Here is a 12717-nt window from a genome sequence, read left to right as displayed (position 1 = left end):
GTTAACGCCTCTGATTATCGGTTGATATTACTAATCAATAATCAGGCCAAAACGTAAAAATTAATAACTTGTTGTATTTTATAATGTTTAATCGAATCCCTATTTTTCATTTTGATTGAGTCGCAGATTGCGAAGCAAAGGGTTCGCATTCTGCAAAGGTTCAATTGCTTATGAGGGTTCCCATTTTTGGATTTTTCTATACAGCGTAGATGGGCTCACTTCCAGTAACCCTGCCGCTTTAACGACATTGTCCTCGCACACTTGTAGTGCTTGCTCGATTGCAAAGCGTTCCACTTCAGAAAGGGGAATGATATTAATACTGGCGGCCTGCTCGGTCGATTTTGAACTGGGCAATACCGGGCTTTGAGCCATTGGTGTCGTTTGTGATCTTATCTTTGGCGTAAATAAGGACTCGTCTGGCTTGAGATGCAATTGTTGCATGAGCGTCTCTTCACTTATCATGGGGCCGTCAGACATGACCACTGCACTGTGGATTAAATTCTCCAGTTGCCTGACATTCCCTGGCCAACCGTAGTTGAGGATCAATTGCTCCGCCCGTTTAGAGAAGCCAACAAAGAGTTTATTTTCAAGTTCACTGTACTTATTAAGATAAAATAAGGCGATTTGCAACGGATCTTGATCGCGCTCACAAAGCGCTGGCATATCAATTGCGATGACATTGAGGCGATAAAATAAATCTTCTCGCAGTAATTGCTGCTCAATGGCTTCGAGTGGGTTGCGATTGGTCGCACAAACAAAGCGCACATCAACCCGCTCCGTTTTACCGCTACCTACTCGCTGAAATGTGCCAGTTTGGATAAATCGCAATATCTTTGCTTGCAGCGCCATGTCCATTTCGCCAATTTCATCTAAAAATAATGTGCCGCCATCAGCCAAGGTCGCTGCGCCATCGCGATTATTCGTCGCGCCAGAGAATGCGCCTTTTACGTGGCCAAATATTTCTGACTCCATCAGTTCCGAGGGGATGGCTGCACAGTTAATACAAATAAGGTCTTGGTCGTGGCGTGGACTTAAATTGTGAATAGCTTCGGCGGCCAGCTCTTTACCGGTACCACTGGGACCGGTAATAAATACGTTGGCGCGACTAGGGGCTGCTTTGTCAATCGCTTTATAAACGACTTGCATCGCCAGTGAACTACCGATGAAACGCTGAAATTGCGACCTATGTTCTCGCTTGTATCTTTTGAGGCTTGCACGGAGCATATTACGCTCTGCAATGAGCATTTTAGTTTGTAATGCTTGTTCAATCGTAATACGTAAATTATCGTTTTCCCATGGTTTTTGAAGGTATCCCCATACTTTACCTTGATTAATTGCGTCGATGAGCGCAGCTTGTTCGGTAAACGCAGTCAACATAATACGAATGGTATCAGGGTAGTCATCCGCGATAATGGCCAGCAATTCATTCCCGGTCATGCCGGGCATATTTTTGTCAGTGACAACAACATCAATTGGTTCGTTTGCTAATACGCCAAGTGCGTCTTGACCACTTTGTGCAGTATGAATCGTGTATTGGTCAGAGCGCAACGCACGGCTCAAGGACCGTAATATGTGCGGTTCGTCATCTACAAGTAGGATATGTAATCCCATTATCTTTTCCATGGTTGCGCTCCTTTTTTCATTTTTGTTCTCTTATTAAGATATAGCAGCCTAACTGTAAGAGTTCCAAGGACTTTTACTAAAATACACAGACATTGCTTGGCAATTCAAAAAATGAGAAATAATCCGCCAAAAGGATAGTCAAATATGTGATAGATGCGAAGTGGTGTCGAGTGAATTTATTTAATCGGTGGGCCGAGTTGGGTAAGTGCAGGTCTAATACGGCGTGGATATGAAGTAAACCACGCCGCTTATCTGTTAATTGAAGGTATGGGTAATCACCTCATCAGAGTCCAGTTTGAATAACACTTGGTTGGTCTCTAACATCCCATCGACTCGGATCAACATGGTTTGTGCTGTTTGTGGCACGGTTAAAGTGTGTTGTAGTTGCCCCGCGGAATTGAATCTTAAGGTCGCAATCAATTGTTTTTGACCCATGAGTTCATCTTCAACTGAAGGCACATCCATGCTGAAGGAATAAATTTTAATCGCTCTTCCAGCTAGTGATTCTCCAAAGACATCTTGTCCACTTAACTCCAGTGCTACATCGTCACTTGTACGAAATGTAAAGTCGGGCTCAACATACAGTTCAGTTGATGCACTGGCTGTGGTCTGAAGCAGCTCCTCTTGTGGTTCATAGCTAAGTGGCGGCATTGCCTCTTCCGTATTTGACTCATTCGAGCTACTCGCTTCACTGGTTGTCTGAGTCTGGCTCGTTGCGCTCGTTGTTTGCGTTTGCTGCGAATTTGATTGGCTCGTTGTACTGGGTGTTGCAGAATCACCCCCTCCGCCGCCACATCCAGTCAGTACGCTTGCAAATAAGGCCATGCTCAGAGCTGATTTTAAATTGTACAATGTATTCATGATGGTCTCCTAACATTACTCAGATTCTGGCATATAGTAGTGGGTGTCTCTGTCGCTAGTGAGATACCAGTTTTGTGCTTGTTCACCGCTGGACTCTACCCATGTTTCATAGTCAGGATAAGCCCATAGTACATCGATATACTCTCTCGGATAATGCCACTCTTCGCTGACCATGAGTGCCCAAGGTAAGTTATCAGCGGTTCTAAAGTAACGTCCAGCATTTGCGTCTGAGGTATCGTCAACTTTACCAAAGCGTGTTTGGTCAAATAAGTCTGTGGGTGGATAGTCAGCCATATGCACTTCGATAGTTCTGTCTGCGGTCCTGAATATAAAGAAGTCTAAGTCAGTAATACTTAAAGTAGGTTGTGACTCCACAAACGTCACATCTAGTGTAAAAGGCACAGGCTCAAAATAGTCGCAGGTTTTTACTGTATTGAAGTGAGAGCATTGTCCTGACTGGCCAGTTTGGGTGAACACCTGAGTGCTGCTCCAAAGCTGCAAAACAGCATTGCTTTGAAACGCTTCGGCTGATTTATCGAAGTTCTGTCCATCAATTGTGATTGTCGCAGTTTCAATAAGGTCTGGTGTTGAGCCCATGAGACGCAATCCATAACCATTCTCAAAGGCCGCACCACGGGCTGTTATCCAGCCATGCACAATAAAACCACTGACTAAATTGCTTGCATCAAACGTCGTTTGTATACGTTGTTTAACGACCAAGTCGTTCATGTCATAGTCGCCTCTTTGAGGCCAGTTATCTTCATATGCGAGTGTGGATACACCCGTTTCTGAAGGGAAGTACTGGCTGTGAGAGCGGCGGTAATTGTTTGGAAACTCGTCTTGCTCGTCTTCGATGCCGTCCGCATCGCTGTCGTTAGCCTCTGGCATGGTGACTAAATTGCCTGACGATATTGCTGAGCCAGGGCTGGCAGTGACGCTAAATACGGCGTCGTTAAAGTCATTGTCACCCCAGGTGCGTGGTAAATCTTCGAACCCGATCACGACTTCTTGCTCTTGCTCATCGTACAGCAATACGCAGTGTTGTCTTAAGTCTTCAGTGGGTTCTGGGTTAAGAGAAGATAGAGAATAGTAATAGGGAATTTGCCAGTTCTTTACACCTGTATAGTACCAAAAACCATTAGCCGCAACGAAAAAGCCAATGCTGGTGCCCGCTGGGAAGGTGCCGATACTTGCACGGTGTCCATTGGTGAGGTGAGGATAACTCAGGTTAGGAAATACAATCGTTTCTTGGACTTCTTCCGGGCTGGTCGGTGGGTTCTCTGGATCAAAAGTAAAATAACCAAACGAGTTTTTGTAACCGGCACCTTCGTGAATAAACGTAATGAAGACTTCAGCCTCTTCGTTCAGGTGAATGGTTGAGCCCGCGTCTCCGGTGATAAAGGCTTCGTTTACTCTCGCTTCAGGCAGCGCATTGCTTATACGTTGAAAAAAATCACTGCTATATTGGTCTCTCGTGTAAATCAGATCGTCTGGCTTGCCTGTATTTTGGTTGTAGCCTGTGGGCCATGGTTGACCTGACTGAAACTGCCACACATATTGTCCATCGACTTGTTGTACAGCAACCGCTGGTGCGGCTGAAGCGCACAAAGCTGCGCTAACACACATCTTAGTTAGGTAGTTCATAGTTACAGAACCTTGTATTCAGTTAATGATACTCTAGAAAGAGCAGTAACTGTGCCAAAATACAAAGTTCTTTATAAACAGTTGTTTAGTTGTTTTTCTCTCAAAAAAACACGGTATTTTTCGCAATATTGTAAGTAATTATTTTCTCATTTTTAAAATTGAGAAAATATCTTTTTGGGCAAAAGGCCATTCTTTTGCTTTATTAATAAATAAGAGTACATCGTATCTAAGGATGTGTAGATGGTGAATAAGTCGAGTACAACTTTAGTTTTTAGTGTCGCTTTGAATGGTTATCAGTGGCGATATAGTCACTGTATAAAAAGTCATAAGCAGTACGCAAAGAAAATGAATTATCAATATGTAGTGGTGACGCGTCCTTTGTTTACATCTCTGGGTGTTGAGTGTTGTTGGCTCAAGTTGTTGTTGTTAAAAGCTGCATTGGAGGCTGGATATAATAGTGTGCTGTTTGTCGATGCGGATGCATTTATTCAACCAACCTGTCCACCGATTGAACAGTTGCTGGTGGACGATAAGTATCTTTACATGGCGCATGGTTACAGCGGTGAGATTAATTCAGGTGTCATGCTTATGCAAAGCTCACCGGCGACGCTTGAATGGCTGAATGACGTTTTATCCTCTATTTGTACACCTGTGGCAGAGTCAGAGGGGATTGGTTGGGGAGAAAATGGTCATGTGGCGCATTTTGCTAAAGTGTGGGAAGGCTTTCAACTCATTTCCCCCAAATGGAATAATACTTATGCAAAAGAGATGAGTGATTATATTCGTCACTTTAATTTTGGTCCTTTAAAAAATAGTTGGTCTGATAAAGTAATCCATAAAGTCATATTTAAAATGAGTAAAATTTTACTCAAATGTGATTTGAACGATTTAAGTCAACAAGAAAAAAAGTTATTGGTGGTTCAGGAGCGATTACCGAGGCTATTTAATCAAGTGATGAGATCGTACCCTGAGTTTTCAAAATAGTGAGTGAATTAACAGCCCCCAATAGCGTATCTGTGACGGTTTTTAATTTAAAAAAGGGTTTTCGAAATAGTTTGCAAAATAGAAATTTCATCGCTTCCTTTACATTATAAAAACATTTTTTCAAATAAAAATCATAGAGTTAAAAAAATCCTATCGGTTGGCACAGTCCTCGCAATTACCTCTGCAAGATAAAATGTTAGGTGCGAGATTATGTTGAACGATAAAGCTACAAAGCCACAGTCTCTAAAAAGTGTCGTGAGCCGGGTATCCGCGATGTTGTTACTTGGCGCACTAAGTCCGTTAATCATATTAAATATCACAATAAGTGTAGTGTTACTTCGCGCCCCGCTGAAGAAAGGCAACTGGCTAGACATCGGCGGAGGTGTTGTTGCACTTTACACGTGGCGCTGCGGGTTTTTAAAAAACAGTGCCATGCTCATCAATATTGTCAGCGGTGAGGTGAACTTTGTCGGCACCCCCATCATTTGGGCGCAAACGACAATACCGCGCATCCGCCGGTTTAAATCTCCATGTGAGCGTGCAGGGTTATTTGATTGTCTGCAACTTCATCGTATGACTGGCCTAGTTGCGGGTGACACTGCGACATTATTAAAAAAACAAAATGAGCAGGGGGCAATCAAAGATTGTGCCATGATGCTACAAATTATGGTGTGTCGAATGCTGTACAAAAATGGGGGGGCGACATCCACCGATGCTGCTGTATTCGGGATTCCCTTCGACAATACCAATATGTCTGATGCTGTAAATTGGGTGTGTGGTACGCACGCTGACAAAAATTACTGCCAAATAGGCTACTTTCTCAACGCTAACTCGATAAACCTCGCAGCTGGGCAGACATCACTGCGCAAGGTGTTGTCACAAAGCAACAAAAATTTTGTTGACGGGTCAGGAATGCGTCTCGCTGCTCGTCATGCTGGCATAGATTTAGCGGACAACCTAAACGGTACAGACATGCTGCCTGCATTGTGCAAAAAGGCCATTGAAACAGGAAGTGCTTTATTTTTGCTGGGGTCAAAAGAAGGTATCGCAGAAAAGGCGGGTAAAGCATTGCAGGCACGGTTTGAGGGGCTAGATATACGGGGTACGCATCATGGTTACTTTAAAAGTGATGATGAGATCATTGAAAGAATCAACAACAGCGGTGCAACTATCCTACTGGTGGCACTGGGCTCACCACGACAAGAAGAGTGGCTGGCGCGAAATAGACATCGCTTAGACTGTCGTTGTGCACTGGCGGTTGGTGGCTTACTAGACTTTTATTCTGGTGCGATACCAAGGGCACCGCTGTGGATGAGAGAGCTAGGACTTGAGTGGGTGTGGCGTCTGATGCAAGAACCAAAGGCCAAATTTAATCGCTACGTTATCGGTAATCCAATTTTTCTATTTCGAGTTTATGTTTTAAAACAGTCTATCAGAGGGCTTTAATCATGGAAATTACAAATAAAATTTCAACGTCAGCCACAGTAAGTTCAATTCGCTCTGCTCGCAATAGCAATGTTAAAACAGCGAATATAGATGGCGTTCATCATGGAATTCCAGTATGGCTACAACGCACAGTCGCAACGCTCGGGCTATTGGTTATCAGCCCTCTATTGATGCTGCTCATGATAGCGTTAAAGCTAGAAAGTAAAGGACCATGTGTTTTTAAACAAGTCCGTGTGGGCAAATATGGCCGCCGCTTTACGATGTACAAATTCCGCTCTATGTACACACAAGATGATCCACGCTTTAAAGCACCAGAGCAAAAAGATAGTGCGAGGGAAGGGGTTTGTCAAAAGTATATTCATGACCCGCGTATTACCAGTATTGGTCGCTTCATTCGTAAATACTCTATTGATGAACTGCCACAGCTGCTTAACGTAGTTAAAGGTGACATGTTACTGATTGGGCCAAGACCCGCTCTGGAGATTGAAGTTGCGCAATATAACCCGAGTCAGTTGTCTCGTTTGAATAGTGAGCAAGGCCTCACAGGCCTTTGGCAAGTAACAGGCAGAGCGGATACAACGTTTGAGCAACAAGTGCAATTAGATGATCGATACATTCAAGAGCAAAGTATTACCAGTGATATTAAGATACTGTGCAAAACTGTCCCTTGTGTTTTGGGAGCCAAAGGCGCTTATTAATATTAGTCATTCCCCATGGTTATCCACCAAGCCAGCACCTTAGGAGCTGGCTTTTTATTTTAAGAAAATTCGCTTTTTCGCATTTTCGAAATGCAAAAAGCCACTTTTTATTCTGCATGATAAACATCCTTTAAATATATTGTTTTTATAAATCAGTGACTTAAAAAAGTTTTCTTATTGGCACATTGCCTGCAATCACCTAGTCAGACATTTAGAATTGAGGACGAATCATGCAAAGCAAAAGCGACATATTTGTAGTGGGATATTACGGCATGCGCAACAGCGGTGATGATGCATTGATGCTAGCGAGTGTTGAAGGTGCTAAACAAACATTTGGTTCCAACCAAGTTACAGTTAATGCGAGCCGCCAGTACTCACTGGTTAAACAGCTGGACCTACAAGGTCAAGGGCCGATGTTGTTTAGGGGACATCAGCGTATTGCTAACTATAAGCAGGCATTTGATGCGCAAAAAATTATATTTGGCGGTGGCTCCGTATTGCACTCGAGCAAAGATATTGCGCAAAAGTGTCACATGATCTCTTTATGTGGCAAGAAGTCTAGCTACGCAGTGGGGGTGGGTATAGAGGCCTTTAAAACTGCCAGTGATGAAAAGCAGTGTATAAAGTTTTTAAATAAATGCCACTTTGTGGGTGTGAGAGATGCGCAAAGTTACGAGATTGCGAAGTCCATCGCGCCTAATGCGAATGTGGCGCTGACATTCGATTTAGCGCCTTCGTTGCTTCACTATTTTGGCCATTCAATTCAGTCTATTGACAGAAGAGGAGTTGCGTTCAATTTTTGTCAGCAAGCGACTAATGCATTTGGACAGACTGATGCATTGAATGAACGTGCACGAGTACGCAAAGCGGTAAAGCTTATTACCGCTGTATGGGAAACGACGCGTGAAGATGTGTATTTAATGGAGCTAAACGATCATGGCGTTTTAGGTGATAACCTCATCCATGACCAAATTATTAGCAAGTTACCTAGTTACGTACCAATCAAGCGCATTCGTTACACCATCAACCCACTGCGCATGCTACAGAGCATTGCGATGTTTAAGGCAGTAGTCGGAATGCGGCTTCATGCTGCCATTTACGCCTACATGATGAATACCCCGTTTGTTAGCTTGCAATACCACAGTAAATGTAAACAGTGGTCTAAGCAAATTGGCATGGCGCAAGATTATCAGTTTGACGCGAACGAATATGAGACAGAACGCGTTTTGGGCACCATTAATAAATTAGTGGTTGGACAGTGCATTGCTCCCACTCTGCCGGTTGAGCAAGCTATCGCGTTATCAATGAAGAATTGGAGTAATGAATATGAACAGCATCAAGTTTTCAGTCGTAATCCCTCTTTACAATAAGAGTGAGTGTATCGAGCGCACAATTAAAAGTGTTTTGCAGCAATCTTATCAAGCGGATGAAATTGTTGTGATAGACGATGGTTCTACAGATGACAGTGTTGCCAAGGTTGAAGCATTGAATGTGCCGAACCTAAAGCTAATACGTCAAGCCAATCAAGGGGTGTCTGCGGCGAGAAATAGCGGTGCAGCGCAGTGCAGCAACGAATTTATCGCGTTTTTAGACGCGGATGATACTTGGACACCCTTTTTCTTGTCTCGTATAGCTGATTTGATTAGTCGTTTTCCAAATATGGGGTTGTATGCAACGCGATATCAAAAGGTGTATGGTGAGAATGAGTTCTTAGATGCCAAAATCGCGTTGACACGTTGGGATGCCTGTGGCTATGAAATGGATAATTACTTTGCAGTTGCTGCAAGTGGTGATTTACCCTTTACAATGTCGAGCATCGTAGTGAGTAAATCGGTCTTTCATGAATTAGGTGGTTTTCCATGTGGAGAATGGATGGGCGAAGATCAAAGTTTTTATATTAATTTTGCCATGTATTCTCGCATTGCGTACACACCAGTAATAGAGAGTTTTTACTATCAGGGGACACAAAATAGTGCGTGCGACAAAGCCCCCCCACAGGAGCTTTGCCCTTTCGCCGAGCGTCTTTTGAAAGATGTAAAAGAGGGGAGGGTAGCCGACAAGTTAAAACCAATGGTGTTAAAGTATGTTGGTGCGCACATATGTGACTTGGCCAAGCGCCATATTCAACATCGCTCTGTAAAATTTGCAGCACAGCTACTCACGCACCCTGCATCTCGGAAAAAGCCATTACACTGGAGCTATTATAAGTTTGTTGCTCTGCCTATGGCATACCTCGGAAAGATTAAGCGTGCTTAAATGTGAATAGTGAGCCCTTTTACTTGTTGCTATGTTCACTATAACCATGCTGCTCTAGTGATTGCTCTTGTTTTGTCACAACAAGGTAAGAGCTCTGACTATACCAATCTCCCAATACTGTGCGGATCTGGTTGTCGTCTTTGTGTACGCAAGGTCTATGCGTATGCCCGTGGATCATGCGAGTGACTTTGAATTTATCGAACATCGCCTTAACCGCTTCAGGTGTGACATCTAAAATACTTGGAGCTTTACCCATTTGTGTCAGTTTACTTTTTTCTCTCGCGTTTTTAGCTACGCGTCGCCTATACCAAAGAGGCATGGCCAGCATAAGGCGTGGCCACCACCAGCCTCTGCTCTTTTTGCGAAACTTTTGGTACTCGGTATCTTGTGTACACATTTCATCGCCATGCAAAATAACTGTCGGCGTGCCGTATAAATCAATCACGGTTTGCTCAGGCAGTAATGTCATACCGCATAGTTCGGCATATTTCGGACCGATTAAAAAATCCCTGTTGCCATGGATAAAAAACAGTTTGATACCACGTTTGCTGATTGCTTTTAATTTTTGCGCAATATCCAATGCCAGAGGATCGCCTTCGTCATCACCAATCCACACTTCGAAAAAATCACCTAATATGTAAAGGGCATCAACATCTGAGTCGATACAGTTATCGAGGAATAAATAAAAAGCATTGGTAATATCTGGGCGGTGTTCTGTTAGGTGTAAGTCTGAAATAAAATAGGTTTTGCGCATGGGGTCTCTTGCTAAAAATAAGAGCGCCGTAGCGCTCATACTTAATATCGGGATTAATCTGTAATGACAGCACTCTCGATGATTACATCTTCTAAAGGCACGTCTTGGTGGAAACCTGAAGAGCCAGTTGCAACATCTTTGATTTTATTTACAACGTCCATGCCTTCAACAACCTCAGCAAATACGCAGTATCCCCAACCTTGTGATGTTTCACTAGAGAAGTTTAGGAAGTCGTTATCATTAACATTGATAAAGAATTGTGCTGTTGCAGAATGCGGATCCGGAGTACGGGCCATTGCCAATGTGCCCACTTTATTAGACAGGCCATTGTTCGCTTCGTTTTGGATCGGTGCCTCAACTTCTTTTTGACTCATACCAGGTTCAAAACCACCACCTTGGATCATAAAGCCGTCAATGACACGGTGGAAAATAGTGCCAGTATAGAAACCACTCTCAACATACTTTTTGAAGTTAGCAACCGTAGCTGGCGCTTCTTTTTCAAATAATGCGATTTTGATCTCGCCGAAGTTTGTTTGTAAAACAACCATAATGGGTCCTTGAATTACAATAAAAAGATTAAAACGCTAGTTTATAGTACAACGACAGAACTACAAAGTGTTGAAGTAACTTTGATACATTCACGGTGTAAATTTTGATCCCTAGGGCCGGTAAAATTAGTCTTTTTACAGTAGAGACGAGCCTGAGCAAGTGTTATGATGCCCAAGTTTTAAATACAACTTTAGGAAAATAACTACATGTTGCAGATATACGACACACTGACACGTCAAAAATCACCATTTAAACCTCTCGTTGAAGGCAAAGTCGGCATGTATGTGTGTGGTATAACAATCTACGATTTCTGTCATGTAGGCCATGCTCGCACGTATGTGTCATTCGATGTGATCAATCGCTATTTCCGTCACTTAGGCTATGACGTGACTTACGTGCGTAATATCACAGACGTAGACGACAAAATCATCAAAAGAGCTACTGAAAATAAAGAAGAAATCAATGATTTGACTGTGCGCATGACCAAGGCGATGCATGAAGATTTCGAAGCGCTAAATATCCTACCGGCTGATATAGAACCAACGGTTACTGGGCATATGGACGAAATCATTGAGATGATTGAACGTTTAATTACGAAAGGCCATGCCTATGTTGGTGAAAGTGGTGATGTTTTATTCGATGTTTCGACTTTCAAAGATTATGGTCAGCTATCGCAGCAAGACTTAGATATGTTGCAGGCCGGTGCTCGCGTGGAAGTTGCTGAGGGTAAAGATGACCCGCTTGATTTCGTACTGTGGAAAAAAGCCAAAGCAGGTGAACCGTTTTGGGTTTCACCTTGGGGCGAAGGCAGACCAGGTTGGCATATTGAGTGTAGTGCGATGAGTTCAAAGCACTTGGGGGATCTTTTTGATATTCATGGAGGTGGTTCAGATCTGCAGTTTCCACACCATGAAAATGAAATTGCTCAATCTTGCTGTGCAAACGACGGGTGTTACGTAAACACGTGGATCCATACTGGTATGGTTCAGGTGAACAAAGAGAAAATGTCTAAGTCATTAGGTAATTTCTTTACTGTTCGAGAAGTTTTAAAGGCCTACGATCGTGAAACCGTCCGTTATTTTTTAATCAATGGTCACTATCGCAGCCAGTTGAACTACTCACAAGAAAACCTAGATCAGGCGCGCTCTTCACTCGAGCGTATTTACACCGCACTGCGTGGTGTTGAGTTGAAAGAAGTTGAGCTAAAAGATAATGCGTATGTAACGCGGTTTGAAAAAGCGATGAATGATGACTTCAATACACCAGAAGCATTGCCTGTTATTTTTGAATTAGCGAAAGAAGTTAACTTGTTAAAAGAATCCGATCCGGAAGCGGCGAGTAAACATGCTTACGTTCTCGTTAAGCTTGCTGAAGTACTGGGTATTGCACAACAATCACCAGAAAGCTTCTTACAAGGCGAGCAGGATGATGATGAAGTGGCAAAAATTGAAGCATTGATCGAGCAACGTAAAACAGCGCGTGCTAACAAAGATTGGGCTGCGGCGGATGAAGCACGTGATGCATTGACTGCATTGGGTGTTATTCTTGAAGATAGTGCGGGCAAAACGACTTGGCGCAAAGCTTAAGCTGACATAACAAAGTAAAAAGAAGCAAACATTTGTTTCTTTTTACTTACTTTCCCTTCTCGATCTCATATTTATTTTCCTCCTACAATATTTTCAAATGCACGATCACCAGTGTGTATAGCCTATTCAGCACTCAGGTTTCGATTTGCAAGTACCTGATGCTTTCGCAGAGCACACCGAATTAATGTCTTAATGAAATCAAGTTTACTTTATATTGTTATGTAAAATTCATCGTCGATGGGTATGAAAATTAATCATGTTCGCGTAGGGTCTTCATGTCGTCATTTGGTTTTTATCCGAACAATGATAGTTTGGA

11 protein-coding genes are annotated in these 12717 nt (G+C 43.0%); 6 read left to right on the top strand and 5 right to left on the bottom strand.

What is annotated here, in order from left to right:
• Window positions 1-168: 168 nt before the first annotated feature.
• From L1286_RS03710 to L1286_RS03700, 3 genes are all read right to left on the bottom strand, one after another.
• Window positions 169-1623 (bottom strand): sigma-54-dependent transcriptional regulator, encoded by a 1455-nt coding sequence (locus tag L1286_RS03710; RefSeq protein ID WP_235405561.1) that lies wholly within the window; start codon window positions 1621-1623, stop codon window positions 169-171.
• Window positions 1624-1878: 255 nt separating this feature from the next.
• On the bottom strand, window positions 1879-2484 hold the full coding sequence (locus L1286_RS03705) for a hypothetical protein (RefSeq protein WP_235405560.1): 606 nt from the start codon (window positions 2482-2484) through the stop codon (window positions 1879-1881).
• A gap of 15 nt (window positions 2485-2499) precedes the next feature.
• Window positions 2500-4128 carry an LruC domain-containing protein gene (locus L1286_RS03700; RefSeq protein ID WP_235405559.1) on the bottom strand — a complete coding sequence of 543 codons (1629 nt, stop codon included), beginning with the start codon at window positions 4126-4128 and terminating at the stop codon, window positions 2500-2502.
• A 240-nt stretch (window positions 4129-4368) separates the two neighbouring features.
• Here L1286_RS03700 and L1286_RS03695 point away from each other — a divergent pair, with 240 nt between their 5' ends.
• The 5 genes from L1286_RS03695 (at window position 4369) to L1286_RS03675 (ending at window position 9512) form a co-directional block, all read left to right on the top strand.
• Window positions 4369-5112, top strand: a complete 744-nt coding sequence (locus tag L1286_RS03695) for a hypothetical protein (protein WP_235405558.1) — start codon at window positions 4369-4371, stop codon at window positions 5110-5112.
• A gap of 210 nt (window positions 5113-5322) precedes the next feature.
• Window positions 5323-6558 carry a WecB/TagA/CpsF family glycosyltransferase gene (locus tag L1286_RS03690; protein ID WP_235405557.1) on the top strand — a complete coding sequence of 412 codons (1236 nt, stop codon included), beginning with the start codon at window positions 5323-5325 and terminating at the stop codon, window positions 6556-6558.
• A gap of 2 nt (window positions 6559-6560) precedes the next feature.
• A complete protein-coding gene (locus tag L1286_RS03685) occupies window positions 6561-7256 on the top strand; it encodes a sugar transferase (RefSeq protein WP_235405556.1) in 696 nt (231 codons plus the stop codon).
• A 230-nt stretch (window positions 7257-7486) separates the two neighbouring features.
• Entirely contained in the window at window positions 7487-8626 is a 1140-nt protein-coding gene (locus L1286_RS03680; RefSeq protein WP_235405555.1) for a polysaccharide pyruvyl transferase family protein, read from the top strand.
• A complete protein-coding gene (locus L1286_RS03675; protein WP_235405554.1) occupies window positions 8583-9512 on the top strand; it encodes a glycosyltransferase family 2 protein in 930 nt (309 codons plus the stop codon). Before L1286_RS03680 ends, L1286_RS03675 begins: the two co-directional genes overlap by 44 nt.
• A 19-nt stretch (window positions 9513-9531) precedes the next feature.
• Here L1286_RS03675 and L1286_RS03670 read toward each other — a convergent pair whose 3' ends face one another.
• Both L1286_RS03670 and L1286_RS03665 read right to left on the bottom strand, forming a co-directional pair.
• On the bottom strand, window positions 9532-10266 hold the full coding sequence (locus L1286_RS03670; RefSeq protein WP_235405553.1) for a UDP-2,3-diacylglucosamine diphosphatase: 735 nt from the start codon (window positions 10264-10266) through the stop codon (window positions 9532-9534).
• Between the two features lie 53 nt (window positions 10267-10319).
• Window positions 10320-10814, bottom strand: a complete 495-nt coding sequence (locus tag L1286_RS03665; protein ID WP_235405552.1) for a peptidylprolyl isomerase — start codon at window positions 10812-10814, stop codon at window positions 10320-10322.
• A 207-nt stretch (window positions 10815-11021) separates the two neighbouring features.
• Here L1286_RS03665 and cysS point away from each other — a divergent pair, with 207 nt between their 5' ends.
• Entirely contained in the window at window positions 11022-12401 is a 1380-nt protein-coding gene (cysS, locus tag L1286_RS03660) for a cysteine--tRNA ligase (RefSeq protein WP_235405551.1), read from the top strand.
• Window positions 12402-12717 lie beyond the last annotated feature (316 nt).

The sequence above is a fragment of the Pseudoalteromonas sp. SMS1 genome, assembly GCF_021530565.1.
In the GTDB taxonomy this organism is placed as follows: Bacteria; Pseudomonadota; Gammaproteobacteria; order Enterobacterales; family Alteromonadaceae; genus Pseudoalteromonas.
The sequence above is the reverse complement of the archived record's forward strand: the minus strand, read 5'-3'. Positions and strand labels throughout refer to the sequence as shown.

What these genes read in the sequence shown, in the direction of transcription:
- L1286_RS03700 (WP_235405559.1), bottom strand. Translation starts at nt 4,128, where the DNA reads ATGAACTACCTAACTAAGATGTGTGTTAGCGCAGCTTTGTGCGCTTCA.
- L1286_RS03695 (WP_235405558.1), top strand. Translation starts at nt 4,369, where the DNA reads ATGGTGAATAAGTCGAGTACAACTTTAGTTTTTAGTGTCGCTTTGAAT.
- L1286_RS03705 (WP_235405560.1), bottom strand. Translation starts at nt 2,484, where the DNA reads ATGAATACATTGTACAATTTAAAATCAGCTCTGAGCATGGCCTTATTT.
- L1286_RS03670 (WP_235405553.1), bottom strand. Translation starts at nt 10,266, where the DNA reads ATGCGCAAAACCTATTTTATTTCAGACTTACACCTAACAGAACACCGC.
- cysS (WP_235405551.1), top strand. Translation starts at nt 11,022, where the DNA reads ATGTTGCAGATATACGACACACTGACACGTCAAAAATCACCATTTAAA.
- L1286_RS03710 (WP_235405561.1), bottom strand. Translation starts at nt 1,623, where the DNA reads ATGGAAAAGATAATGGGATTACATATCCTACTTGTAGATGACGAACCG.
- L1286_RS03675 (WP_235405554.1), top strand. Translation starts at nt 8,583, where the DNA reads ATGAACAGCATCAAGTTTTCAGTCGTAATCCCTCTTTACAATAAGAGT.
- L1286_RS03690 (WP_235405557.1), top strand. Translation starts at nt 5,323, where the DNA reads ATGTTGAACGATAAAGCTACAAAGCCACAGTCTCTAAAAAGTGTCGTG.
- L1286_RS03665 (WP_235405552.1), bottom strand. Translation starts at nt 10,814, where the DNA reads ATGGTTGTTTTACAAACAAACTTCGGCGAGATCAAAATCGCATTATTT.
- L1286_RS03680 (WP_235405555.1), top strand. Translation starts at nt 7,487, where the DNA reads ATGCAAAGCAAAAGCGACATATTTGTAGTGGGATATTACGGCATGCGC.
- L1286_RS03685 (WP_235405556.1), top strand. Translation starts at nt 6,561, where the DNA reads ATGGAAATTACAAATAAAATTTCAACGTCAGCCACAGTAAGTTCAATT.